The following is a 24,442-nucleotide window of genomic DNA, read 5'->3' as shown; positions in this document are numbered from 1 at the left end:
AAGGCTTCGACGGTGCGGACATAGGTCTGGTCAAACGCCTTGCCGCCACTGCACATCCGGCTCGAGGTGCCAGACCACGATTTCCCGACGTGGAGCGGGTAGCTGAACTGCACAATCGGGGCGTCGTCCGTGCATTCCGTTGTTCCGGTCGAGGTTCCCACAGCGCGGTCCGAGGAATCGTAGTTCGTCGTGGCGAACAGGAGGTTCGTAGCCGACAGATTCTCGACCGACGTGCCGTAGTTACCGGTGTCGGCAGCAAGGGCTACCAGGGTGCGAACTTCGCTGGTGACAACCTCGTCTGCCCGATTCACGTTGACGTACGTCCAGTCGCTCGTCTCCCCATCGACGGTCGCGACCCGCTCGAATTCCCTCGGCGCCACCTCCACTGTCAATGTCGCCTTCTGTGCCTCGTTCGCCTTGTTGGTGAACACCACCACGAGCGTGCCGCCGCCGTTGCTGCTCACCGTCATCGACTTCGCCGTGTACGAGAAGCTGTTCACCTCGTAGCTGCTGTCGGTGGCCGTCGGTGACCAGCGGGTCTCGCCATCGGAGGCGAAGCTCAGCGTAGTACCGGACGGCACGCTGATCGTGGTCGACTCGCCCGCGGTCAGCGGGTTCGACGCATCGGCCACGCCATCCACCTTGACCGCCACCTCGAGCGCCGGCGTATCGCTGCCGCCGCCGCAGCCGCCAAGAACCAACATCGCCGCCACCGCGGCGGCGCCAAGCGCGCGGGCGCGCGCCTCCCCCCACATGCCTGTTCGCATGCCATCTCCCTGAATCGGAAAGTCCAACATCACGGCACCGGGCGGTGCCCCTCCCGCTGAGCGGGCGGCCGCGAGGATAGCGGGGGGCCGCGCGAGATCGATTCAACAAATTGGGCAATCGCCCTTAAGCCTTGGCTAATCCGTGATGTCGATCATCTGCTCCATGATGACATCGACACTTTCGCCCTCGCAGGGTCTGCGTCGCCACTGGCTCGGTGCCGCGATCTGGCTGCTGCCGCTGGCCGCCGCCGCGACGGGCGCCACGGATCAACTGGCCGGCTACGAGAGCGCCGCCGGGCGCCGCGGGAACGCCGCCCAGGGCGAGGCCTTCTTCACCGCCAAGCACGGCCGCGAGTGGGCTTGTGCAAGCTGCCACGGCGTGCCGCCGACCAAGCCCGGCCAGCACCGCTCGACCGGCAAGGCGATCGCGCCGCTGGCGCCGGCGTTCGAGCCGAAGCGCTTCACCGAACCGGCCAAGACCGAGAAATGGTTTCGCCGCAATTGCAACGACGTCCTCGGCCGTGAGTGCAACGCCGGCGAGAAGGCCGACGTGCTGGCCTGGCTGGTCGGGCTGAAGCCGTGAACACGCGGCTCCCCCCTTCCTTCGCCGGCGCCGCGCTGGCGGCATTGATCGCGCTGGCCATCACCGGCCCGGCGCGCGCCGATGACCATGGCCCGCGCGTCGCACCGCCGCCGGCGTACCTGCAGGAATGCGGCGCCTGCCACGTGCCGTTCCCGGCGCGCGGCCTGCCGGCCGCGTCGTGGCGGCGGCTAATGGCGAACCTGCCGCACCACTTCGGCACCGATGCTTCGCTCGACCCGGCAGCCGAGCGCGATCTGGGCGCCTGGCTGCAGGCCCAGGCCGGCAGCCCGAGCCGTGTTGCCGAGCCGCCGCAGGACCGCCTGACGCGCAGCACCTGGTTCGTGCGCGAGCACGACGAGGTCCCGGCGGGGCTGTGGCGCTCGGCCGCCGTCGGCAAGGCATCGAACTGCGCAGCCTGCCACACCCGCGCGGCCGAAGGCCGATTTGGCGAGCACGAGATCCGCTTGCCCCGCTGAACACCGGAGCCCCATCGAGATGACCACGCCCGCCCTGAACGCCGGTGGCACCCACGCCGCCGATCCCGTCGCCGCAGCGGATGCCTCGGCAGACCGCGCCCGCATCCTCGTCTGGGACGCCCCGGTGCGCGTGATGCACTGGCTGATGGTGCTGAGCTTCGCCGGCGCGTGGCTCAGCGCCGAGAGCGAGCGCTGGCGCCTGCTGCACATCACGCTCGGCTACACGCTGGCCGGCCTGGTCGCCGCACGTTTGGTGTGGGGCCTGGTCGGCACGCAGCACGCGCGCTTCGTGTCATTCGTGCGCGGCCCGACCGCCGCGCTGGACTACCTGCGTGCCCTGCTGCAAGGCCGCGCGCCTCACTTCAGCGGCCACAACCCGGCCGGCGCGCTCGCGATCGTCGGTCTGCTCGCGCTGGCCGCCGCCACCACGGCGCTCGGTTGGGCGGTGGAAGCCGAGCTCGGCGGCGACTGGCTCGAAGAGGCGCACGAGGCACTGGCCACCGGCATGCTCGCGCTCGTCGGCTTGCATGTGCTGGGTGTCGTCGTCGGCAGCCTGGCGCACCGCGAGAACCTGGCACGCGCGATGTTCACTGGCCGCAAGCTCGGCCCCGCGCGCGATGCGATCGGCCGCCGCTGGCGCGCACTGGCGCTCGTGATCTTGATCTTCGTCGCCTCGTTCTGGGCCTGGCAGTGGCAGAGTTCACCGGCGGCGGACACGCCCGCGGCCGCCAGTGCCGGCGGCCACGACGACGACGATGACGACGACGATTGACTGCGCCCATGCGCATCCTGCTCGCTGAAGACGATCCCCTGCTGGGCGACGGCCTGCGCACCGGCCTGCGCCAGCTCGGCTTCCAGGTGGACTGGGTGCGCGACGGCGCCGCAGCGCTGCGCGAATTGCAGACCGAGTCCTATGCCGCCGCCGTGCTCGACCTCGGCCTGCCGCGGCTGGACGGGCTGGACGTGCTGCTGCGCGCGCGCAGCAGCGGCATCACGACGCCCATCCTCGCGCTGACCGCGCGCGACGCGCTACCGCAGCGCGTGCGCGGGCTCGATGCCGGCGCCGACGACTACGTGGTCAAGCCGATCGACCTGACCGAGCTGGCGGCACGGTTGCGCGCGCTCGTGCGGCGCTCGCATGGCCAGCCACGCGAGCAACTCCAGGCACAGGGCGTGGTGCTGGACCCCGCGGCCCGCACGGTCCACAAGGATGGCGAAGCGGTCACGCTGTCGACCCGCGAGTTCGACCTGCTGCATGCGCTGATGCTGAACCCGGGCCGGGTGCTGACACGCGACCAGCTCGAGCAGCGGCTGTATGCCTGGGGCCGCGAGGTCGAGAGCAACGCGGTCGAGGTCCACATCCACCACCTGCGGCGCAAGCTCGGCAACACGCTGATCGTGACCGTGCGCGGCGTCGGCTACACGCTCGGGGCATCGTGATCACCGGGCCACGGCCGGCGCGCTCGCTGCAGTGGCGCTTGGTCGCCGGCGTGTCGGGTGCCGTCGGGGCGCTGTGGCTGCTGGCCGCGCTGTGGCTGGGCATCGACACGCGGCACGAGATCGACGAGCTGCTCGACGCGCACCTGGCGCAATCGGCCGCGCTGCTGGTCGCGCAGCAGGCCCATCCGGGCGACGTCGACGAGGACGACCTGCAAGTCGATGCCCCGATGCTGCACCGCTATGCGCGCCATGTGGCCTTCCAGGTCTGGCACGAGGGCCGCCTGGCGATGCGCTCGCCGAACGCACCACTGACACCGCTGTCCACGGTCGAGCGCGGCTTCGAGACGCGGCGCCTGGGCAACGCCGAGTGGCGGCTGTATGCGACACGCGGCGTCGAGTCGGACATCCAGGTCTATGTCGCCGAACAGACCGAATCACGCCAGGAGGTCGAGCGGGCGCTGTTGCGCGGGCTGCTGCTGCCCCTGGCGTTGGTGCTGCCAGCCGTCGCGCTGGTGGCGTGGGCCGTCGTGCGGGCCGGCCTGGCGCCGCTGCGCCGGCTCGGCGCCTTGCTCGCCGAGCGGCCGGCGTCGGCCCTCGGTCCGCTGGCGCTGCCCGGCGGGCCGCCGGCGCGCGAGATGGTGCCGCTGCTGGCCGCGCTGAACCAGCTTTTCGACCGCATCGCCGAGCTGCTCGAGGCCGAGCGCCGCTTCACGGCCGACGCGGCCCACGAACTGCGCACGCCGATCGCGGCGATTCGGGCGCAGGCCCAAGTGGCGCTCGCCGCCGCGGACGCCGATGAGCGTGTCCATGCGCTGCAGGCGCTGGTGGCCGGCTGCGACCGCGCGGCCCACCTGATGCAGCAGATGCTGACCTTGGCGCGTCTCGAATCGACCAGCCAGGCGAGCCACGCCAAGGTCGACCTCTCGGCGCTGGCGCGCGAGGTCGCGGCCGATCTGGCGCCGGATGCGCTGGCGCTCGGGCAGACGCTGTCGCTCGAGGGGGCCGAACTGCCCTGCCCGGTGCAGGGCGACGCCGGCCTGCTCGCGGTGCTGCTGCGCAACCTGATCGACAACGCGACCCGCTACAGCCCGGCGGGCGCACGGATCGAGATCGAGCTGGCGCCGGCGCAGGCCGGCCGCGGCACCTCGCTGCGGGTCGACGACAGCGGCCCGGGCCTGGCCGACGGCGACCTGGCGCGCCTGGGCGAGCGCTTCTTCCGTGCCACCGCCGTGTCCGGTGATGCGCCCCCGGGCAGTGGCTTGGGCTGGTCGATCGTGCGCCGCATCGCGCAGGCGCACGGGGCCGCGATCTCGGTAGCCCGATCGAGCCGGCTGGGCGGCCTGGCCGTGACGCTGCAGTGGCCGCCGGCGCGCTGAAGCGTCAGGCGGCGACCGGCGGCGCCTGGTCGGCCTCGGCACGCTCGATCAGGCCGCGCAGCCAGCGGTGCGCCGGATCGTTGTCGCGCCGCAGGTGCCACAGCATCTCGATGCGCACCCGGCCCAGCTCGAACGGCAGGTCGCGCGTGAGCAACTCCTTCTCGAAGCCGGTGGCGGCAACGAAACTCAGCGGAAGCACGGTCAGCAGATCCGACCGTGTCACGACCCGGCCAGCGGTGAAGAACTGGTTGACCGTCAGCACGATGCGCCGCTGACGGCCGAACCCGGCCAAGACCTGGTCGACCAGGCCGTGCGGCCGGCCCGAAAAACTGACCAGCAGGTGGCGCGCGGCACAGTAGGTGTCCAGCGTCAGGGCGCCGTCGGCCGCCAGCGGGTGCCCGCGCCGCATCACGCAGACATAGCGGGTCTGCGACAGGCGCTGGTGGCGCAAGGTCGCATCCGTGCCCTCGGCCTCGATGTTGGCGATGGCCTCGGGGAAGTAGCCCACCGCGATGTCGGATTCGCCCTGCTCGAGCAGCGCGCGCGGGTCGCGCGTGGTCAGCGGCAGCACGCGCAGGTTGGCCAGCGCCCGTTGCTCCTCGATCGCGCTGACCAGCGAGGGCAGCAGCAACGCCGCGGTGGCGTCGGCCATCGCGAGGCGAAAGCTCACCACGTCGCGCTGCGCCTCGAACGCCGACGGCGCCAGCGTCTGCTGCAGGCCAGCCAGCGCGGCGCGCACCTGCGGCCACAGGGCGCGCGCCCGGGCGGTCGGCTTCATGCCGTGCGCGCTGCGCTCGAACAAGGCCTCGCCCACCGCGTCGTGCAGGCGCTTGACCGCATGGCTGATGGCCGGCTGGGTCGTCGCCAGCACGTGGGCGGCCCGGGTCAGGCTGCCTTCGGCCATCACCACGTCGAACACGCGCAGCAGGTTCAGATCAAGCGTGCGGAAGTTCATGGGTGCGGGAGATATTTGAAGTGAATATATCAGACGTGAATACTATTCAGTAGACACACATACGTACAAACCCTAGGATTGCACCATCCAAGTTTCCACAGGCACTGCCTACCCGGTGGTGCAAGCCGATGAGCACGCTGACCCACCCGTCGATGAGCTTTGCCCGCCCGCGGCGGCGCCGCGCCGCTTCGCTGAAGCAGGTGCTGCGCCAGCAGCTGGCCACCTGGGGCGGGCGCGTCTGGGCCGCGCTCGAGACTGCTGGCCGCCTGCGCGCTGCCCCTTACCTGCTGCAGGAGGCGCGCCTCATCGAGGCCAGCGACCCGGCTCTCGCGGCGGCGTTGCGCCAGACCACCGAGCCCACACTAACCGCGGCCCGCGCCACCACCCCGACGCGCGCCCACTGAACCAGCCGCCATCGCGGCCAGCCTGACCTGTATCACGGGAGAACCACCATGACTGCCATCACCTCCAAGACCTTCACCTACGGCCCTGCATTGAGCATCCCGCGCGGTGCGCGCGCGGCCGCCGAGGTCTTCCTCGCCGCCAGCCGCCTGCTCGCCGGCCTGTTCACGCTGCAACCCAAGCGCAGCCAGGACATGTCGGCCGAAGACGTGCGCCGCCTCGCGATGTCGGTGCAGAACACCGACCCTGGCTTCGCGGCCGACCTGCTGGCAGCGCTGGCGCGCCAGGACGTCGACGCGCGCTGAAGCTCGCCGCCACGGGCGTGGCGGCATCTTTCCTGCATGATGCGCGGGCCGTCGCCTCGCTCGATGCACTGACCCCGTTGCCGGCTGCCGCAGCGGCGAGCCCGCGGGCTCCTTGAGCAGGCGTTCTCTTGCCTGCCCAGGGAGTTTCATGCCCGTCTTCATCGTCGGTTTCGCCCGCTCCGGCACCACGCTCTGCCAGCGCCTGGTTTGCGAGCACCTGGGGTTGCCCACGCTGCCCGAGACCCACTTCTTCGAGCGGCTGGACGCGTACCACCCGCGCGATCGCTTCATCTCGCCGGACGGCGCGCGCGGCTTGCTGCACGAGCTGTCGGGGTTGCTGCCGATCGATCTCGCGAATTACACCGACCTGCTCGCGCTGGACCCGGTGCGCATCCGCGACCTGTTCCTGCGCCTGGTGGGCGAGCAACTCGGCAGCCGCACACTCGCGCTGCGCGGCCGCTGGGTCGAGAAGACCCCGCTGCACGCCGTGTACGCGCCGCGCATCGGCCGCATGTTCTCGCGGGCGCAATTCATCTGCATGGTGCGTCACCCGGAGCTGGCCTTCGCCTCGCGACGCGAGTTGAACGAACCGGGCAAGGGTTGGGGCGAAGCCTGGCGGCCCATCGAGGCGCTGTGCAAGGAGTGGCGCGGCCTGATGGCCTCGATGCGCGAGTTCGACGAGCGCCAGCCCGGGCGCGTGCTCTACGTGCGGCTCGAGGACTTGTCAGCCAGGCCGCGGCGCGAGCTGAACCGTATCGCGCGCTTTCTGCAGCTCGAGGCGGACGGCATGCATGGCGAGGTCGACGAAAGCAAGCTGCTGCAGCCCTTCGAAACCTGGAAGGCCGATGCACTCAAGCCCGCTGACAACGACATCGCAGCGCGCGCCGGCCGCTCGCATCTCGACGCCTACGACCGCTGGCGTGTGCAGACCCTGCTCGAGCCAGAGCTGAAGACCTTCAAGTACCACGATCCCGCGATCGAGCCGCCGGCGCTCGACCCGCTGCACCGCAAACTCGTCCAGTCGCTGGACTGGTACATGGACCTGCGCTGACTGCCTGGTACCCCTCGGCATCCAGCCAAGAAGAAAGCCGCCGGGCAAGGCCACGGCGGCTTGATCGTGCAGAGCGGCGGCTTGCGCAAGCCGCCGTGGCGCAACGGCTTACTGGCCGACGGACGGCTTCGTGCCGCGGGCGGCGCCTTCGGCCACGGCGCTCCAGGTGCCGTGGTTGACGTACGTGCCGTCCGAGCGATACACGGTCCAGGTGTGGTCCTTGTTGATCAGCCAGGTGAACTCGGAGCCGTACACACCGGCGCCGTACGAGCCCATCACGTAGCCGCCGGCGGTTTCGCCCTTGCCCTTGCCTTGCGGGCCGCCAACCTGCGCGTTCGTGCCGGCGCAGTCGAGGTTGGACCAAGTGCCCGTGGCGCCGCTCGGCAAGACCTTCGCCAGCCCGGTCATGCCATCGCAGTAGCCATCGAACACCAGATTGGCCGGAATCGCCGCTTGCGCAGCGCCGACGGCGCCCAGCAGAGCCAGCAGAGAAACGATCTTGCTCTTCAACATAGTGTGCTCCGGAAGTTGTTTGGACTCGGTGTCCCGCCCTCGGCGCAAGGCCACCATCAAGCCAGTTAGCCCTGCATCGCATCGAGTGGGTGCAGGATTGTGTGAGGGGGTGTGTCGGCCGCAACATCCCTTGATCAGGGGCCCGGGAAGACCCGTGTTCGACACTGGGGGTTGACCCAGCACAGAACGCCAACCCGGGGGCCTGTTCCTTGCTCAGGATGAGCGCGAGACACCGAGAATGATCGTGTCGTATCCGGCCGCCTTGCCTCCACCGCCCGCCTCACTCCTGCGCCACCGATGACCCCCGCCCACGAACTGACCGCCGTCGAACTGAGCGCCGCATACGGGGCGCGCAACCTGTCCCCGAAAGAGGTGACGCGCTCGCTGATCGAGCACATCGCACGCTGGGAGCCGCACCTCGCCGCCCTGTGGCGCCACGAGCCCGACACCGCGCTGGCCGAGGCTGCCGCCGCCGAGCAGCGCTGGCAGCGCGGCACACCGCTCGGGCCACTCGATGGCGTGCCCATCACCTTGAAGGAGAACATCGCGACACGCGGCGTGCCGATGCCGCTGGGCTGCGCGGCCAGCGAGCTGTCACCCGCGCTCGAAGATGCCCCGCCGGCCGCGCGCCTGCGCGAAGGCGGCGCGGTGTTCATCGGCAAGACGACGATGCCCGACTGGGGCATGTTGTCCTCCGGCTTGTCGAGCTTCCATCGCCTGACCCGCAACCCCTGGAACCTGCGCCTGAACCCGGGTGGCTCCAGTGCCGGCGCCGCGGCGGCGGCGGCGGCCGGCTACGGGCCGATCCACCTCGGCACCGACATCGGTGGCTCGATCCGCCTGCCCGCCCACTGGTGCGGCATCGTCGGCTTCAAGCCCAGCCTCGGGCGCGTCCCCATCAAGCCGCCGTATGCCGGCCGCGTGGCCGGCCCGATGACACGCACCGTGGCCGACGCCGCGCTCGCGATGGGCGTGCTCGCCCGGCCCGATTGGCGCGATGCGATGAGCCTGCCCGCGCAGGCCATCGACTGGGCCGCGCTGGAGCGCGATGCGCGCGGCCTGCGCCTGGGCCTGTGGCTCGACGCCGGCTGGGGCGACACGCTGCAGCCCGAGGTGCGCGCGGCGATCGAGGCGGCCGCGCGCGCGTTCGAGGCGGCGGGCGCCGAGATCGTGCCGATCGCGCCGTTCTGCACCCGCGCGATGATCGATGGGCTCGACCGCTTCTGGCGCATGCGCTCCTGGCTCGACTACCGCGCGCTGCCGCCGGAGCGCCAGGCCAAGGTGCTGCCCTACATCCGGCAGTGGATCGCGCGCGGCGAGCACCTCAGCGGCGAGGACGTGTTCAACGGCTACAGCCAGATGGCCGCGCTGCGCGACGCCGCCGTGGCGACCATGCAGGGACTCGATGCGATGCTGTCCCCGGTCAGCCCCGACGTGGCCTTTCCGGCCGAGCAGGCCAGCCCGCTCGACGACCCCGAGCGCCCGTTCGAGCACATCGCCTACACCGTGCCGTTCAACTTCAGCGAGCAGCCGGCAATCGCCGTCCCGGCCGGCGTATCGAGCAGCGGCCTGCCGATCGGCCTGCAGATCGCCGGCCACCGGCACGACGACCTCGGCGTGCTGCGCATCGCACGGCTGTGGGAGCAACTGCGCGCACCGCTGCCCGCCTGGCCCGCGCCGCCGCCCCATTGACGCGCGGCAAGCCTGCGCGGGGTCGGTCGGCTTGATCCACTACAGTTGGCGCCATGACGCCGCCGACCGACTCGCCCCGGCTCGTGGACCCGCGCGACAACCGCCTGGGCACTGGCTCGCACGAAGCGGCCGACCGCGTCGAAACCGCGCTGTGGCGGATGATGTCGTTCTTCGACTCGCCGCTGGCCGACCTGGACGCCGCGCGGGCTGCCGACCCCGGCTGGGCGCTGCCGCTGGTCATGCGTGCAGGCTTCCTGCTCAGCCTGACCGAGCCAACACATAACGCCGAAGCGGTACGGCTTTTGGACGAGGCCGAGCCGCTGGTGGCGGGCGCCCCGGTGCGCGAGCGCACGCACTTCGAGGCCCAGCGTGCGGTCGCCGATGGCCGCTGGCGGCACGCCTGCAGCCTGTGGGACGAACTGCTCCTCGAACACCCGCGCGATGCGCTCGCGCTGCAATGGGCGCAGCTGTGGGACTACATCCGCGGCGACGCGATCGGCCTGCGCCAGCGCCCGGCGCGCGCGCTGCCCGAATGGAGCGAAGCCGACCCGTTGTTCCCATACGTGCTCGGGCTGTACGCCTTCGGGCTCGAAGAGAACAACCTCTACCCGCAGGCCGAGGATGCCGGCCGCCGCGCGGTGGCCGGCGACGCGCGCGTGCCCTGGGCCGTGCATGCGGTGGCGCATGTGATGGAGATGCAGGGCCGCTTCGAGGACGGCACCGCCTGGCTGCGCCTGCACCAGCCCGGCTGGGCCGAGGACGGCAACGGCTTCGCCGCCCACCTGTGGTGGCACATGGGGCTGTTCCGGCTCGAGGCGCTGGACGTGCCCGGCGTGCAACGCCTGATCGACGCGCACCTGAGTGGCCCCGCGCTGCAAACGCTGCTGCAGCGCCTGGACGCGGCCGCCCTGCTGTGGCGCATGCACCTGCTCGGCGTCGACGTCGGCGCCCGCTTCGTCGAGCTGCTGCGCGACTGGCAACCCAACGACGAGGACGCCGGCCACTCGGCCTTCAACGACCTGCACGTGCTGGTCGCGCTGCTGGGTGCCGACGAACTGATGCGCGCCGAGAGCTGGGTCGCCCGCTGCGCCGCGCGCGCGATGGCCCCCGAGGACGCGCGCCGGAGCAACCACGCGACCGCACGCGAGGTCGGCCTGCCGCTGATGCGCGGCCTGCTCGCCTTCGCCCACGGCGATGCCGATGCCGCCGTCTCGACCCTTCACGCCGCCCGCCCGCAGGCGGCCCGCCTGGGCGGCAGCCACGCCCAGCGCGACCTGATCGACCAGACCCTGCTCGCCGCGTCGGCCCGCGCCAGCCACCGCCACGTCGGCCGCGCGCTGCTCAACGAGCGGCGACTGGCCAAGCCGCTGACGCCGCTGACCCGGCACTGGGCCGAGCAGCTCGGCGTCGCGCTGTGAACCGCCAGCCCATGTGAAAACGGCTCCCGTGCGAAAGATCGCAGGGAGCCGTTGCTTGTTTGGTGGCCTGGGGCGGAATCGAACCACCGACACGCGGATTTTCAATCCGCTGCTCTACCAACTGAGCTACCAGGCCGAGTGAGCCTGTGACTATACCATGCTCATGCTGTGCCACCGCGCCGGTTGCGCGTGAGGTCGACGCCGAGCTGCTTGAGCTTGCGGTACAGGTGCGTGCGCTCGAGGCCGGTCTTCTCGGCCACGCGGGTCATCGAGCCGTTCTCGCGCGCGAGGTGGAACTCGAAGTAGCTCTTCTCGAAGGCGTCGCGCGCTTCGCGCAAGGGGCGGTCGAGGTCGAAGCTCTGTTCGGCCTGGGGGCCCAGGTCGACCGGCAGCACCGGCAGGCCGAGGCCGCCGGTCATCGCGGATTCGATCGACATCATCGCGCCATCGCCGCCGGAGAGCAGCGACTGTGGTGCCGCGTTGGCCAGCGTGGGTGAGGCCGCCTTGGCGGGCGTGCGGGCAAGCGACTGCTCGACGGCACGCAGCAGCTTCTGCAGCGTGATCGGCTTCTCGAGGAAGGCGATGGCACCGAACTTGGTCGCCTCGACCGCGGTGTCGATCGTGCCGTGGCCGCTCATCATGATGACCGGCATCGTCAGCAGGCCGGTGGAGCCCCATTCCTTGAGCAGCGTGATGCCGTCGACATCGGGCATCCAGATGTCGAGCAGCACCAGGTCGGGCCGCAGGCGATCCCGCACCGCGCGCGCCTGGGCGGCGTTTTCCGCCAGCTCGATGGAGTGGCCCTCGTCACTGAGGATTTCCGACAGGAGGGCGCGAATGCCCATCTCGTCGTCGACTACCAGAATCGTTGCCATGTAGGTGGGCGGGCCGCGGCGCCGCGCCGGCTGCAAATAGGAAGCCGGCTTCAGGCGGGCGTGGTCGGGTCCGCGCGATGTCCCTGTTCGCTGAAGCTCGAAAATGATAACGAAACCTGCGCACCGGCCGGGCCACCGTCGCCGCCCTCGCGTGCGGGCAGGTTGACGATGCGCACACTGGCGCCGTGTTCGTCGGCGATCTTCTTGACCACGGCGAGCCCCAGGCCGGTGCCCTTGCTCTTGGTGGTCACATAGGGTTCGAAGGCGCGCTTTTGCACCTTCTCGGCGAACCCCGGGCCATTGTCCGTCACTTTCAGGCGTAGCACGCGGGCGCGCCCGTCGGGCAGGCGCTCGAGCTCGGTGGCCAGCACCACGCGCGCATCGGGCCGGCCGGCGCAAGCGTCGAGCGCGTTCTGCACCAGGTTGTGGATGACCTGGCGCAGTTGCGTCGGATCGCCGCGCACCAGCGGCGCGCCGGCGTCGACGTGGGCCACGAGCTGCCCCTTGTCCTGCGCATCGCCGTACAGCGCGAGCACCTCGGCCACCAGTGCGTTCAGGTCGACCGGCTGCAGCTGCGCCGCGGGCAGCCGCGCGTAGTCGCGGAACTCGTTGACGAGCCGCTTCATCGCCTCGACCTGCGTGACGATGGTGGCCACCGAGCGCACCAGCATCGCCTGGTCGCTCGGCTCGGCGAGCTTGGATTCCAGCTTGTGCTGCAGGCGCTCGGCCGAGAGCTGGATCGGCGTCAGCGGGTTCTTGATCTCGTGCGCGAGCCGGCGCGCCACCTCGCCCCAGGCCGCCGTGCGTTGGGCCGAGACGACCTCGGTGATGTCGTCGAAGACCATCAGCCGGGCGCGGCCCGGCAGCGGCGCGCCGCGCACGAGCAGCGTGATGCCCAGTTCGTCGCGCTCGGACAGGCGCAGGTCGAACGAATCCTGCCAGTGGTCGCGCTCGCCGGGCTCGGGGCTCTCCTGGTGCTGCTCGAAGCGCTGCCAGACGCCTTCGGCGAACTCCGCCAGGCCCGGCACCTCGCCCAGCGTGCGGCCGACGTAGGCCGACAGTGGCGCGCGCAGGATGCGGGTCGCGCCGGGGTTCACGGTGTCGATGCGGCGCTCGCGGTCGAACACGATCACACCGGCGGTCAGGTTGTCGAGGATGGTCTGCAGCCGCGTTCGCGCGCTGTCGAGCTGGCGCAGGCTGGCCTCGGCCTGGGCGCGCGCGCTGCCGAGCTGCTCGGTCATGTCGGCGAAGCTGCGCGTCAGGCCGCCGATCTCGTCGCGCGAGGCGAACACCGGCTTGGCCGTCAGGTCGCCGGCCGCCACCTGGCGCACCCCCTCGGCCAGCAGCAACAGGGGCCGTGCCAATTGGTTGCCCAGCACCACCGCCAGCAACACGGCGCCGAACACCGACAGCACCAGCGACAGCGTCAGCGTGCCGATGTACATGCGGCGCAGGCCCTCGCGCGCCAGCACGCGCTGCTGGTACTCGCGGTAGGCGGCCTGCACGACCAGGGCGTTGCCGGTCAGCGCCTGCGGCAGGGGCTGCACGACCATCAGCGTGCGCTCCTCGTCGGCGAGCGACAGGCTGGTCGATGGCACCGCGGCAAGCGCGCGCACCCGCGCGCCGGCACCCGCCGCGACGCCGACCTCGTCCTCCAGCCCTTCGATCTGGCTGAACGAGCGCTTGTTGTGCGCCTGGCGCAGCAGGGCGGCGGCCGGCCGCTCGGTGCCGAGCACAGCGCTGGAGCCGGCCGTGATCTGCACCTTGCCATCGGCACCCAGCAGCGTGACCTCGTCGGCGCCGAGCTGCTCGCGCAGCCGCTCCAGCGCGAGTGTGTTGGCGCTGCCGCGCTCGGCCAGGCGCTCGGCCGCGGTACGTGTCTTGCTTTCGAGATCGGCCGCGAGCGCGGCCAGGGTGTCCTTGCCGAGCGCGAGGCCGGCGTCGAGCGCGCGCTCGACGCGGGTGTCGAACCAGGCCTCGATGCTGCGCGAAACGAACTGGTAGCTCACGGTGTAGATCAGCGCGCCGGGCAGCACGCCGACCAGCGCGAAGATGCCCGCCAGCTTCAGCAGCAGCCGGCTGCCGAACTTGCGCTGGCGAAAGCGCAGCGCCAGCCGCAGGCCGGCCCCGATGATGACCAGCATCAGCCCGGTCGCGACGGCCGCGTTGACCCAGAACAGCCAGACGAAATGCCGCTCGTAGCGGCTCGGTCCCTGTGCCAGCAGCGACAGCACGAAGGCCAGCACCAGGCCCAGCCCCGCAGCCACCAGCAGCGCGAGGCCCCAACCCCAGCGGGATAGCGGCCGCACTGTCAGCCCCTCGTCCGACGGGTACGTCGGCCGGTCCCCCGAGGGGACGCGGGCCGGCTAGGGAGCGGCCCGTCGCTCGGCCCGCACCGCCAGGGAGAGTTCACGGCTCGACCTTGATCCTGCGCTCGACCGAGAGTTGCCAGTCGGCCTGGGCGGCTAGGTCGAGTTGCATCGGCCGCGGCAGCTGGTTGTTGTCGAGCCGGTAGCTGAACTCGACGTAGTAGTGTTCGCCGGGCTCGAGCTGGTCGGCATCGGCGACTTTCCAGCGCGAGGCGCGGCCGGCCATGTCGAGCGCTTCGTCGGCGTTGGGGTAACTCTGGCTCAGCGCGCCGAAGCCCAGCCGCCAGCTGTTGGTCAGCGGCTGGTACGACAGCCGCCAGGTGCGGCTGACGCGGGCGACCCGCTCGTCGCGCCAATACCAGCGCGAGCGGTACAGCGCGGCCTGGGCGACGAAGTAGACCGGCACGCCGCGCTGCATCGCATCCTCCACCGCCTTGCTCAACACCGGACGGGCGACGAAATCGAGCATCAGGGCGCCGTCGGTGCGCTTCAACTCGAAGGTCGGCAGGTCGATGGCCTGGGCCCACGCCGGGCCGGCCAGCGCCAGCCACAGCATCAACAAGGCGCCGGCCACCGCGCGAATGACACGGTGTGCAGCGGGTGCGGGGGCCGTATCGGTGCGGGTCACAACGACGTTCTTGGATTCTCTAGGGCTTGTGCAGCAGGGCGTAGAAGAACCCGTCGGCCAAGGCGGCCTCGGGGTTCGCAGAACCATTGTCGGGCAGCGGCAGCAGGTGGCCGGGCGAGTCGGCGTCCAGCCGGGCCGCTTCGGGCCCCTGGCGTTGCAAAAATGCGTCGATCTGCTCGGCCCCTTCGGCGCGGAAGATCGAGCAGGTGGCGTACAGCAGTCGGCCACCCGGTTTGAGCAGCGGCCACAGTGCCTGCAGCAGCTCGGCCTGGGTGCGGGCCAGCGCGTGCACGTCGTCGGGCCGGCGCAGCCAGCGGATGTCGGGGTGGCGGCGCACGATGCCCGACGCCGTGCACGGCGCGTCGAGCAGGATCGCATCGAAGGGCTGGCCGTCCCACCAACTCGCCACCTGCCGTGCGTCTGCGGCGCGAGTGTGTACCCGCTCACCAGTCAAGCCGAGCCGATGCAGTGTCTGATCGACCCGGGCCAGGCGGGCCGGGTCGGCGTCCAGCGCCAGCAGCTCGATCTCGGGCGCAATCTCGAGCAGGTGGGCGGTCTTGCCGCCCGGGGCGGCGCAGGCGTCGAGCACGCGCGCGCCGGGCGGCAGGCCGGCGCCGACGAGCAGCGGCGCGGCGCGTTGGGCGGCCAGGTCCTGCACCGAGGCCTCGCCGGCCGCAAAGCCGGGCAGGCGCTCGACCGGGCAGGGCTGCGTCAGGACCACCGCCTGCTCCAGCCCCGGCCCCTCGGCCGCCCGCGCCGCCAGGCCGGCGGCGGCCAGGCGTTGCAGGTAATCGGCCCGCGAGGTCTTGCGCGCATTGACGCGCAGGCACATCGGCGGGTGCGTCTGCGCCTGGGCGAGCAGTGCCTGCCACTGCGTCGGCCAATCGTGGCGCAGCCGCTCGACCCACCAGGCCGGGTGGTTCCAGGCGCCCTGCACGCTGCGGCCGGCCTGCTCGGCGATCGCCGCGCGCTCGCGGATGAAGCGGCGCAGCACCGCGTTGATGAAGCCGGCGGCGGCCGGTACCTTGTGGCGCGCGGCGGTGACGGCCTGGTCGACCAGCGTGTGGTCCGGGTAGGGGGGGGCTTCATCGGGCCACAGCAGGGCCAGCGCGGTGGTCAGCAAGGCATCGACGGCCGGTGGCGGCGTGCGCGGGGCGAGCAGCTCGCGTGCCGCGTTGGCCGCGCCCCAGCGCCGCAGCACCGCGAAGGCCAGCGCCTGCGTGCCCGGCCGCGCCGGCGGCGCGCACTGGGCCAGCACGTCGGTCAGCGAGCGGCCGGCGCGCACCGCGGCCACCGCGTCGGCGGTCAGTTCGAGCAGGCGCGACAGCGGCGGCGAAGGCGAGGCGGGTCCGTTCACCGCGGGCAGTCTAACCACCCCGGCCCCCAAGGTCGGGGCCGCTGGCTCACAATGTTCGACCAACCTTCACCGGTGAGGCCTTCCGGATGCCCCAAGACCACAACGACCCCGACGCACCACGCAGCCCGGCGCTGATCCTGCACGAAACCGATCTGGCGCGCCTGCCGGCGTCCGAGCGAATCCGCTACCGGCTGATCGGCGCCGACCGGCGCTACCACGCGAACGACAACATCTCCGAGTTCGTCCGCGAGGGCGAGCTGGAGGAGCTGAAGGCCGAGGTGCAGGCCAAGATGGACGAGGTGTTGAAGGCACTGGTGATCGACACCGACAGCGACCACAACACCCAGAACACCGCGCGCCGCGTCGCCCGCATGTTCATCGACGAGGTCTTCCGCGGCCGCTACCAGCCGATGCCCTCGGTCACCGAGTTCCCGAACATCTCGCGCCTGAACGAGCTGATGATCGTCGGGCCGATCACCGTGCGCAGCGCATGCTCGCACCACATGTGCCCGATCCTCGGGCGGCTGTGGATCGGCGTGCTGCCCAACGAGCATTCGAACCTGATCGGGCTGTCGAAGTACGCCCGCATCGCCGACTGGATCATGACCCGGCCGCAGATCCAGGAGGAGGCGGTGATCATGCTGGCCGACCAGCTGCAGGATCGCGTCAAGCCCGACGGGCTGGCGATCGTGATGGAGGCCGACCACTTCTGCATGCAGTGGCGCGGCGTGAAGGACAACGACTCGGCGATGACCAACAGCGTGATGCGCGGTGCCTTCTTGAAAGACGCCAACCTGCGCCGCGAGTTCCTGTCGCTGCTGTCGAAAAAGGAGTGAAGCTGTGCTGGTCCGCCTGATGTACGCCAGCCGCGCCGCCAAGCCGCTGGACCCGGAAGAGCTGGTGCACATCGTGCGCCAGTCGCGCCACCAAAACCCACTGCACGGCATCACCGGCGTGCTGTGCACCTCGGGCGAGTTGTTCATCCAGGTGCTCGAGGGCGGCCGCACCGCCGTGAACCGGCTCTACAACCGCATCGTGTGCGACGCGCGCCACACCGACGTGACGCTGCTGTCGTACGAGGAGATCGGCGAGCGCCGCTTCGCCGGCTGGGCGATGGGCCAGGTCAACCTCGCGCGTCTGAATCCGGCGCTGTTGCTGAAGTATTCGGAAACCGCCATGCTGGACCCGTACGCGGTGTCGGGCAAGGCGGCGATGGCCTTGTTCGACGAGTTGGTCGCGACCGCGGCCGTCGTCTGCCAGAACTAGGGTTCAGATCGCCGGCGTCGGCCGCATGCCGAACAGGCGCGCGACCCAGCGGGTCGGGAATTCCTCGGTGGCGGCGCTGTAGGCGCGGGCGGCATCGCTGAACGTCTGCCGCGCGTAAGCCAGGCGCGGCGCCAATTCCGCCAGCTGGCACTGCAGCGGCTGCACCTGCTCGCTGCCGTGCAGTTCGGGGCGCTGCTCGAGCAAGGCCTCCAGGCGCGCCAGGGGCGACGCCAGCTCGGCCTCGGCCAGCACCCAGGCCATCAGGGCCGGCGCATGGGCCGGCCGGGCGCGCACGGCCTGCGCCGCGGCCCGCTGGTGCTGGTCGGCCAGGGCCAGCGCCGCCAGCGTCGTGGCCTCGTCGGCCAGCGGCTCGCGCAGCGCCTCGGCCAGCGGCTCCAACAGCGCGCTGCGCCGGGCGAGCAGCTCGTCGATCTGCGCCCAGGCGCTGCCGATCGTGCCGCGCAGGCGCGTCAACCGGTTGTAGGCGCCGACGATCCAGAACAGCATCACGGCTGCCAGCCCCACCTGGAGCAGCCAGGGCGCCCAGTCGGGCAGTTCGAACGCCGTCTCCACTTAAGCGGTACCCCGCGACGCGCGCCACGCGGCGTGGCCCGCCGCCCGCAGTTGGCAGGCCGGGCACTCGCCGCAGCCGTAGCCCCAGTCGAAGCGCCGGCCGCGTTCGCCGAGGTAGCAGGTGTGAGTGTGCTCGGCGATCAGCGCGTTCAGCGCCGTCCCGCCCAGCGCGTCGGCCAGACCCCAGGTCTGGGCCTTGGTCAGGAACATCAGCGGTGTCTCGACCGTCAACGGCGTGTCCAGCCCGAGCGAGAGCGCGAGCTGCATCGCCTTGAGCGTGTTGTCGCGGCAGTCGGGGTAGCCCGAGTAATCGGTTTCGCACATGCCGCCGACCAGCACGTTCAGGCCACGCCGGTAGGCCAGCGCCGCGGCGAAGCTCAGGAACAGCAGGTTGCGCCCGGGCACGAAGGTGTTGGGCAGGCCGTTGGCCTGCATTTCGATCGCGCGCTCGGTGGTCAGCGCGCTGTCGCCGATCTGCGCGAGCAGCGCGAGGTCCAGCAGGTGGTCGCCACCCAGGCGTAGCGCCCAGCGCGGGAACTGCGCGGCCAGCTCGCGCCGCACCGTCTGCCGGCAATCGAGCTCGATGCGGTGGCGCTGGCGGTAGTCGAAGCCCACCGTCTCGACATGCTCGAAGCGCTCGAGCGCCCAGGCCAGGCAGACGGTCGAATCTTGCCCGCCGGAGAACAGCACCAGCGCGCGGCGCGGGTCAGCAGCGCTCATCGGTGCCACTCCGCATCCGCCCACAGCGGCGAGCGCGCCGCGAGCACGGTGCTCACGTCCGCCGGCTCGGCCGGATGCTCCTCGACGCGCGGCGCGTTCGGCTGCAGCGCGCGCTGGAACCAGGCCACGTCGTGCCAGCGGCCAAGCTTGTGGCCGGCATCGCGGTAGACGCCGACCGGCTCGTAGCCCATCGCCTCGTGCAGCCCGACGCTGCCCGCATTGGGCAGTGTGACGCCGGCATAGGCGCTGCGAAAGCCCTGCTCGGCCAGCACGCCGAGCAGGGCGGCAACCAGGCGCCGGCCGACGCCGCGGCGCCAGTGGCTCTCGCGGATGTAGACCGTCGTCGTGACCGACCAGCGGTAGCACACGCGCTGCGCGAACGGGCCGGCGTAGGCATAGCCGGTCACGGCCCCGTCCTCCTCGTCGACCAGCCACGGGTAGCGCGGCAGCGTGCCGACGATGCGCTCGGCCATCTCGGCGGGGCTCGGTGGCACCGATTCGAAGGTGATCGGCGTGCCCTGCACACAAGGCGCGTAGATCGCCGCGATCGGCGCCGCATCGGCCTCGGTCGCCAGCCGGATCACCCGCGGACCTCGCCCTGGCCGAGCACGATCCACTTCATCGAGGTCAGGCCCTCCAGGCCGACCGGCCCGCGGGCGTGGAACTTGTCGGTCGAGATGCCGATCTCGGCGCCCAGGCCGTACTCGAAGCCGTCGGCGAAACGCGTGCTGGCGTTGACCATCACGCTGGCCGAATCGACCTCGCGCAGGAAGCGCATCGCATTCGGGTGGTTGGTGGTCAGGATCGCGTCGGTGTGGTGCGAGCCGTAGCGGTTGATGTGGGCGATCGCCTCGTCGAGCGAGGCCACGGTCTTGATGCTGACGATGGGCGCGAGGTACTCGGTCGACCAGTCGGCCTCGGTCGCGTCGACCAGCGTCGCGCCGGGCACGCCCGACAGGATCGCCTTGCTCGCCGGGCTGCAGCGCATCTCGACCCCCTTGGCCGCGAACACCGCGCCGATGCGCGGCAGGAACGCCGCCGCACTGCGCTCGTGCACCAGCAGCGATTCGGTCGCATTGCAGGGGCTGTACTTCTGGGTCTTCGCGTTGTCGGTCACGGTGACCGCGAGGTCCAGGTCGACCTCGGCATCGACGTAGGTGTGGCAATTGCCGTCCAGGTGCTTGATGACCGGCACCTTCGCTTCGGCCGCGATGCGCTCGATCAGCCCCTTGCCGCCGCGCGGGATGATCACGTCGACCGACTCGGGCATCGCGATCAGACGGCCGACGGCGGCGCGGTCGGTCGTCTCGACGAGTTGCACGGCGTCGGCAGGCAAGCCGGCCGCAGCGAGCGACTGCTGCACCAGCTTCCACAGCGCCAGGTTGGAGTGGATCGCCTCGGAGCCGCCGCGCAGGATGCAGGCGTTGCCGCTCTTGATGGCCAGCGATGCCGCCTCGATGGTCACGTTCGGCCGGCTTTCGTAGATCATGCCGAACACGCCCAGCGGCACGCGCATCTGGCCGACGCTGATGCCGCTCGGACGGCGCTTGACGCCGGTGATCTCGCCGATCGGGTCGGGCATCGCGGCGAGCTGCTCGCAGCCTTCGGCGACCGTGGCGATGACCTTCTCGGTCAGGCGCAGGCGGTCGACCATCGGTGCCGCCAGGCCGGCGCGCTGTGCGGCCGCGATATCGAGCGCGTTGGCTGCGGCCAGCGCCGGGCCCGCGCGGCGCAGGCGCTCGGCTAGCTCGGTCAGCACGGCGTTCTTCTCGCGCGTGCCGGCGCGCGCCATCAGCGCGCTGGCGGCGCGCGCGGCGGCGCCCAGGTGGGCCATGTAGGCGGGGATGTCATGCGCGGTCATGGCGGGATTTTCCCCGAATCCCGCCGAACACGCCGGCGGTTCAGAGCAGGTAAGCGGCGACCTTGCGCATGCGCGCCTCGGCCAGGCCGAAGGCCCCGGCGCGCTGCTCGGCCCGTGCGGCGGCCAGCTCGCCGCCGACCAGCAACTGCGCGGTCAGCGCGGCCTGCTCGGGGCGCAGCGATTCAGACGACTGGCGCAGCATCGACTTCAGCGCCTCGAAGCGTTCGGCCTCGCCGGCCTCGGCCTGCATCAGCGCCAGGCTGATCAATGCGCGGGCGCGCTCGGTGCCGTGCAGCGCATCGGCCGCGGTGGCCAGCTGCGCCGTGACCTGGAACAACTCAGGCGAGGCGATGTCGCCGGCGCGCGAGGCCAGTGCGCGCAACTCGTCGGCCTGGCGAACCGGCGAGCCATGCTGGCTCCAGGATTTCAGCGCATCGGCGAGCAGCTTCTCGCTCTTGGCCGGATGGCCCATCAGGTCCTGTGCGCGGGCGCGCAGCGCCTGCAGCTGCAGTACCGCGTGCGCGCTGCGCGCCTGGCCGGCCAGCGTGTCGAGTTGGCCGGCCAGTGACTGGGCCTGCGGCCAGCGGCCGAGCCGCGCGTGGCGAGCGAGCTGCGACAGCAGCAGGTCGCCGGTGTCGACCAGCCAGTCGTCGATCGCGGCCTGGCGCTGGGCGCCGTCGGCCACCCCTTTTAGCGCCTCGCCGGCATCGGCCAGGCAGGCCAGCGCCAGCGCGTCGGGCACGTTGTCATGCCGCGCCAGCACCGTCGCGACCCGGCCCATCAGCGCGGCACGCGCCGCCGGCGAGTCGATGCCGTGCACCAGGTTGCGCAGGGAAGCGATGCCGCGGTCGATCGACGCGCCGTTGGCTTCGCGCAGCGACCAGGCCAGCAACAGCACCTCGGCGCGCTCGGCGCTGGCGCTGACGGCCGGGTCACCGTTGAGCACCGCATCGGAGCGCAGGCGGGCCAGCACCTCGCGCGCTCGCGCGGTCTGGCCGAATTCGGCGAGCTGCACCGCCAGGTCGGCGGTCAGTGTGGCCCGCTGCGCCGCGGGCAGCAGCGGCACCGTGCCGCCAGATGCGCCTTGCGGCGTGGCGGCCGGGCCGGCCGAGGTGGGCGACGCCGCGGCCTGGGCGATGCTGGCAGGCAGCCGGTCACCTGGCAGCAGCAGCCCCGCGGCGGCCTGGCTGCCCTGGGCCTGCGCCACCGCCTGCTCGAGGGTGGTGGCGCGGCCCTGGGCCCGCTCGGCCTGGGCGAGCTGGGTGAGCGAATCGGCATCGCGCAGTTCGTCGGCCGGCGCGAAGCCTGCCGCCGACGCGCCCGGCGAGGAGGCTTCGGCCAGCGCCGGCGGCGCGCCAACGGTGGTCAACACCTTGTCGATCGACTGCGTCGCGCCCGCCGGGTTGTCGGCCGCCGGCGTCCAGGGCATCGACATGCGGCCCAGCACGAAGGCCACCCCGGCGACGCCCACCAAGGCGGCCACGCCGATCAGGTGCGGCCGCCGGCGCGCGGCAGGGGCATCCTGGCGCGGCGCCGACATGCCTGCGGGCAAGGTCGACGGGCCGCCGGGCCGGGTGGCCGGCCGCGTGGTCAGCGGCGAGAAGACCGTCGCATCGTCGTCGTTGGCGGCGGCGTGCAGGTCGAACTCGAAATCTTCCGGGTTGTCGGCCACCAGCGCGGCGTGGCCGTGGGCGGCGGGGGAGTGCTCGGCGGGGGTGGCCGTCGGCAGGCGCTTGACCTCGACCCGCAGCCCGGCCAGGCTCAGCTGGTGCTCGGTCTTGCGGGCACGCGCCTCGTCGACCGCGCGGCGCACCTGCACCATCGGCACCTGCCGCAGCGCTGCGGCAATGCTCTCGCCCTGGGCCGGCGTCAGCCCGCCTTGCTCGACCACGCGGCGCTGTGCCTCCTCGGGGCTCATGCCGCGCGGCAGGCGGATGAACACGTCGAATCGTGGCGGGGTGGCGGCTGGGGTATCCGGCGGAATGGGTCGGCTGTCCATGAAGGTCAGGGCGACAAAAGCAAGAGGCTGGCCAGGACGGTCGATCGACCACACCCGAGCCCGCCCCGTCCTCGGCACCATGTGGGCGGATTCTTCCACGGCGTGGCCTGCCGCGGGGCGCCCCGACACCGGGGACAACCCGCCAAACTATGTTAACGATTGAAACCGTCCAACACAGCCAGCCAGGCCGGCGCGGTGGCGGCGAAGGCCAGCGTCGAGATCACGTTGACCGCGGTCGTCTCGGCCTCCTGCGCGCGGTAGCGCTGCGAGAACATCATCGCGTTGGTGCCCGACGGCAAGGCCGCCAGCATCACCACCACCTGCAACGGGAGCCCGCGCAGGCCGAACAGCCCGCCGGCCACCACCAGCACCAGGGCCGGCTGCAGCACCAGCTTCATCGCCGTCAGCACGGCGGCGCCGCGCAGCGAGCGCGGCAGGCCCAGGTAGGCCAGCGACATGCCGATCAGCGTCAGGCACAGCGGCACGACCGCCGAGCCCAGCACCTGCAGCACCTCGTCGACCGCCGACGGCAGCGGCACGCCGCAGGCCTGCCACGCCGCGCCCGCCAGCACCGGCAGCACGACCGGATGAATCACCGTGTTGCGCAGCGTCAGCAGCAACACCCCACCGAGGTGCGCACCGGCGGCGCGCTCGCGGGCCAGGTCCAGCTCGACCAGCGTTGTCGCGACCAGCAACAGGATCAGCGCATGCACGCTGACCAGCGCCAGGTGCAGGCCCAGGCCCGTCTCGCCGAACACCCCGGCGGCCAGCGGGATGCCGATCTGCAGCGAGTTGCCGAAGGCCACCGTGATCACCCGCACCGCCGGCGCGGCCGCCGGCAACCCGCGCTCGGCGCGGTGCCAGCGCTGGGCCAGGTAGTGCACCAGCATCAGCGCGACCACCGGCACGAAGAAGGCAGCGATCATCGGCCACGGCAGCGCGGCCGGGTCGAGCCGCGCGGTCGTGCGAAAGAACAGCGCCGGCGCAAAGACATAGAAGGCCGCGTTGGACAGCACCCGCGCCGGTTCGGCCTCGGCCGACCCCAGCCAGCGCAGCCGGCCGACCACGTAACCCAGGCCGACGATCAGCACGATCGTCAGCAGCTTGTTGGCGATGGCCGCCGTCACGCCGTGTCGTGTCCCGCGGGCGGGCCGGCCTACTTGCGGCCGTACTTCGCGCTGAACTGCGCCTGGCCGAGCTTGTTCGCGTTGACCATGAAGCCGACCAGCGCCGCGGTGGCGTCGGCCGGCACGTCCAGCTTGTCGGCCTTCAGCGCGTAGACGGTGAAGACATAGCGGTGCGGCCTGTCACCCGGCGGCGGGCAGGCGCCGCCGAAGCCGGGCGCGCCGAAGTCGGTGCGGCCCTGGGCGCTGCCGGCCGGCAGGCCCTTGCCCTCGGTGCTGCCGGCGCCTTCGGGCAGCCCGTTGGCGCTGGCCGGGATGTTGTAGACCACCCAGTGCCACCAGCCCGAGCCGGTCGGCGCATCGGGGTCGTAGACCGTCACGGCGAAACTCTTGGTGCCGGCCGGCGCGCCCTTCCATGCCAGCGCAGGCGAGACGTTCTTGCCGCTGCAGCCGAAGCCGTTGAAGACCTGCGCCTCGGTCAGCGTGCTGCCCGGCTTGATCGTCGGGCTGCTGAGCTCGAAGCCCGCGGCGTGCGCGGCCGGCAGGCCGACGAGCAGGGCCAGGGCCAGAGACAGCGGCTTGTTCTTCATGTGGGTGCTCCTGGGGCGGGGGACGGAGAAGCTGCCGATGATGCCTTCAATCCGATGGCCTTGCCTTCGCCAGCGGTGCAGGCTGGCTTCGGCTCGGTTATG

General features: G+C 71.5%; 26 protein-coding genes and 1 tRNA gene. 12 read left to right on the top strand and 15 right to left on the bottom strand.

The features are described 5' to 3' along the window. Positions 1-767, bottom strand: a 767-nt coding sequence (locus VJ693_RS24070; protein ID WP_324158467.1) for a hypothetical protein, incomplete at its 3' end; no start/stop codon positions are given. A 166-nt stretch (positions 768-933) separates the two neighbouring features. On the opposite strand from VJ693_RS24070, the gene VJ693_RS24065 reads away from it, so the two are divergent. The 5 genes from VJ693_RS24065 to VJ693_RS24045 are packed head-to-tail and all read left to right on the top strand — an operon-like array spanning position 934 to position 4,642. Next, positions 934-1,350 carry a DUF1924 domain-containing protein gene (locus tag VJ693_RS24065; RefSeq protein WP_414652361.1) on the top strand — a complete coding sequence of 139 codons (417 nt, stop codon included), beginning with the start codon at positions 934-936 and terminating at the stop codon, positions 1,348-1,350. Continuing rightward, positions 1,347-1,826, top strand: coding sequence for a cytochrome C (locus tag VJ693_RS24060; protein ID WP_324158463.1), 480 nt, complete (start codon positions 1,347-1,349; stop codon positions 1,824-1,826). The genes VJ693_RS24065 and VJ693_RS24060 overlap by 4 nt, the downstream gene beginning before the upstream one ends. Before the next feature lie 19 nt (positions 1,827-1,845). After that, the gene (locus VJ693_RS24055; protein WP_324158461.1) at positions 1,846-2,598 is read left to right on the top strand and encodes a cytochrome b/b6 domain-containing protein; all 753 of its coding nucleotides are present in this window, start codon (positions 1,846-1,848) and stop codon (positions 2,596-2,598) included. A gap of 8 nt (positions 2,599-2,606) precedes the next feature. Next, a complete protein-coding gene (locus VJ693_RS24050) occupies positions 2,607-3,266 on the top strand; it encodes a response regulator (RefSeq protein ID WP_324158459.1) in 660 nt (219 codons plus the stop codon). Continuing rightward, on the top strand, positions 3,263-4,642 hold the full coding sequence (locus VJ693_RS24045) for an ATP-binding protein (RefSeq protein WP_324158457.1): 1,380 nt from the start codon (positions 3,263-3,265) through the stop codon (positions 4,640-4,642). The genes VJ693_RS24050 and VJ693_RS24045 overlap by 4 nt, the downstream gene beginning before the upstream one ends. A 4-nt stretch (positions 4,643-4,646) precedes the next feature. Here the strand turns inward: VJ693_RS24045 and VJ693_RS24040 are convergent, their stop codons facing one another. After that, positions 4,647-5,597 (bottom strand): LysR family transcriptional regulator, encoded by a 951-nt coding sequence (locus VJ693_RS24040; RefSeq protein WP_324158455.1) that lies wholly within the window; start codon positions 5,595-5,597, stop codon positions 4,647-4,649. Between the two features lie 128 nt (positions 5,598-5,725). On the opposite strand from VJ693_RS24040, the gene VJ693_RS24035 reads away from it, so the two are divergent. The 3 genes from VJ693_RS24035 to VJ693_RS24025 all read left to right on the top strand — a co-directional run bounded on the left by VJ693_RS24035 (position 5,726) and on the right by VJ693_RS24025 (position 7,355). Then, complete coding sequence (locus VJ693_RS24035; RefSeq protein ID WP_324158453.1) at positions 5,726-6,001, top strand: hypothetical protein; 276 nt, start codon at positions 5,726-5,728, stop codon at positions 5,999-6,001. A gap of 48 nt (positions 6,002-6,049) precedes the next feature. After that, positions 6,050-6,304, top strand: coding sequence for a hypothetical protein (locus VJ693_RS24030; protein ID WP_324158452.1), 255 nt, complete (start codon positions 6,050-6,052; stop codon positions 6,302-6,304). Positions 6,305-6,452: 148 nt separating this feature from the next. After that, positions 6,453-7,355 carry a sulfotransferase gene (locus tag VJ693_RS24025; RefSeq protein WP_324158450.1) on the top strand — a complete coding sequence of 301 codons (903 nt, stop codon included), beginning with the start codon at positions 6,453-6,455 and terminating at the stop codon, positions 7,353-7,355. A 108-nt stretch (positions 7,356-7,463) separates the two neighbouring features. Here VJ693_RS24025 and VJ693_RS24020 read toward each other — a convergent pair whose 3' ends face one another. Further along, the gene (locus VJ693_RS24020) at positions 7,464-7,868 is read right to left on the bottom strand and encodes a hypothetical protein (RefSeq protein WP_324158448.1); all 405 of its coding nucleotides are present in this window, start codon (positions 7,866-7,868) and stop codon (positions 7,464-7,466) included. Between the two features lie 297 nt (positions 7,869-8,165). On the opposite strand from VJ693_RS24020, the gene VJ693_RS24015 reads away from it, so the two are divergent. After that, positions 8,166-9,560: an amidase gene (locus tag VJ693_RS24015; RefSeq protein ID WP_324158447.1), complete on the top strand. Its 1,395-nt coding sequence runs from the start codon at positions 8,166-8,168 to the stop codon at positions 9,558-9,560. A gap of 53 nt (positions 9,561-9,613) precedes the next feature. Beyond that, positions 9,614-10,978 carry a tetratricopeptide repeat protein gene (locus VJ693_RS24010; RefSeq protein WP_324158445.1) on the top strand — a complete coding sequence of 455 codons (1,365 nt, stop codon included), beginning with the start codon at positions 9,614-9,616 and terminating at the stop codon, positions 10,976-10,978. Between the two features lie 60 nt (positions 10,979-11,038). On the opposite strand, the gene VJ693_RS24005 is transcribed toward VJ693_RS24010, so the two are convergent. From VJ693_RS24005 to rsmB, 5 genes are all read right to left on the bottom strand, one after another. Beyond that, positions 11,039-11,114 (bottom strand) — tRNA-Phe (locus tag VJ693_RS24005). 25 nt (positions 11,115-11,139) lie between these two features. Next, positions 11,140-11,853, bottom strand: a complete 714-nt coding sequence (locus VJ693_RS24000; RefSeq protein ID WP_324158444.1) for a response regulator — start codon at positions 11,851-11,853, stop codon at positions 11,140-11,142. 50 nt (positions 11,854-11,903) lie between these two features. Then, entirely contained in the window at positions 11,904-14,162 is a 2,259-nt protein-coding gene (locus VJ693_RS23995; RefSeq protein WP_324158442.1) for a sensor histidine kinase, read from the bottom strand. A 100-nt stretch (positions 14,163-14,262) separates the two neighbouring features. Beyond that, positions 14,263-14,850 carry a DUF4390 domain-containing protein gene (locus VJ693_RS23990; RefSeq protein WP_324158441.1) on the bottom strand — a complete coding sequence of 196 codons (588 nt, stop codon included), beginning with the start codon at positions 14,848-14,850 and terminating at the stop codon, positions 14,263-14,265. A 19-nt stretch (positions 14,851-14,869) separates the two neighbouring features. Beyond that, positions 14,870-16,207 carry a 16S rRNA (cytosine(967)-C(5))-methyltransferase RsmB gene (gene rsmB, locus VJ693_RS23985; RefSeq protein WP_324158439.1) on the bottom strand — a complete coding sequence of 446 codons (1,338 nt, stop codon included), beginning with the start codon at positions 16,205-16,207 and terminating at the stop codon, positions 14,870-14,872. A gap of 86 nt (positions 16,208-16,293) precedes the next feature. On the opposite strand from rsmB, the gene folE reads away from it, so the two are divergent. Beyond that, positions 16,294-17,043: a GTP cyclohydrolase I gene (gene folE / locus VJ693_RS23980; protein WP_324158437.1), complete on the top strand. Its 750-nt coding sequence runs from the start codon at positions 16,294-16,296 to the stop codon at positions 17,041-17,043. Positions 17,044-17,047: 4 nt separating this feature from the next. Continuing rightward, positions 17,048-17,473, top strand: coding sequence for a BLUF domain-containing protein (locus VJ693_RS23975; RefSeq protein WP_324158434.1), 426 nt, complete (start codon positions 17,048-17,050; stop codon positions 17,471-17,473). A gap of 3 nt (positions 17,474-17,476) precedes the next feature. Here VJ693_RS23975 and VJ693_RS23970 read toward each other — a convergent pair whose 3' ends face one another. The 7 genes from VJ693_RS23970 to VJ693_RS23940 all read right to left on the bottom strand — a co-directional run bounded on the left by VJ693_RS23970 (position 17,477) and on the right by VJ693_RS23940 (position 24,340). Then, positions 17,477-18,046, bottom strand: coding sequence for a LemA family protein (locus tag VJ693_RS23970; protein ID WP_324158433.1), 570 nt, complete (start codon positions 18,044-18,046; stop codon positions 17,477-17,479). Beyond that, a complete protein-coding gene (queC, locus tag VJ693_RS23965) occupies positions 18,047-18,766 on the bottom strand; it encodes a 7-cyano-7-deazaguanine synthase QueC (protein ID WP_324158431.1) in 720 nt (239 codons plus the stop codon). It abuts the gene before it with no gap. Then, positions 18,763-19,350 (bottom strand): arsinothricin resistance N-acetyltransferase ArsN1 family B, encoded by a 588-nt coding sequence (locus tag VJ693_RS23960; RefSeq protein ID WP_324158429.1) that lies wholly within the window; start codon positions 19,348-19,350, stop codon positions 18,763-18,765. Before VJ693_RS23960 ends, queC begins: the two co-directional genes overlap by 4 nt. After that, on the bottom strand, positions 19,347-20,627 hold the full coding sequence (locus VJ693_RS23955) for a glutamate-5-semialdehyde dehydrogenase (RefSeq protein WP_324158427.1): 1,281 nt from the start codon (positions 20,625-20,627) through the stop codon (positions 19,347-19,349). Before VJ693_RS23955 ends, VJ693_RS23960 begins: the two co-directional genes overlap by 4 nt. A 40-nt stretch (positions 20,628-20,667) precedes the next feature. Then, a complete protein-coding gene (locus tag VJ693_RS23950; protein WP_324158426.1) occupies positions 20,668-22,626 on the bottom strand; it encodes a hypothetical protein in 1,959 nt (652 codons plus the stop codon). A 152-nt stretch (positions 22,627-22,778) separates the two neighbouring features. After that, positions 22,779-23,753 (bottom strand): AEC family transporter, encoded by a 975-nt coding sequence (locus VJ693_RS23945; RefSeq protein ID WP_324158425.1) that lies wholly within the window; start codon positions 23,751-23,753, stop codon positions 22,779-22,781. Between the two features lie 29 nt (positions 23,754-23,782). Beyond that, a complete protein-coding gene (locus VJ693_RS23940) occupies positions 23,783-24,340 on the bottom strand; it encodes a YbhB/YbcL family Raf kinase inhibitor-like protein (RefSeq protein WP_324158423.1) in 558 nt (185 codons plus the stop codon). Positions 24,341-24,442: the final 102 nt, after the last annotated feature.

The sequence above is a fragment of the Ideonella sp. genome (genome assembly GCF_035254525.1).
Classification (GTDB): domain Bacteria; phylum Pseudomonadota; class Gammaproteobacteria; order Burkholderiales; family Burkholderiaceae_C; genus Ideonella.
The sequence above is the reverse complement of the archived record's forward strand: the minus strand, read 5'-3'. Positions and strand labels throughout refer to the sequence as shown.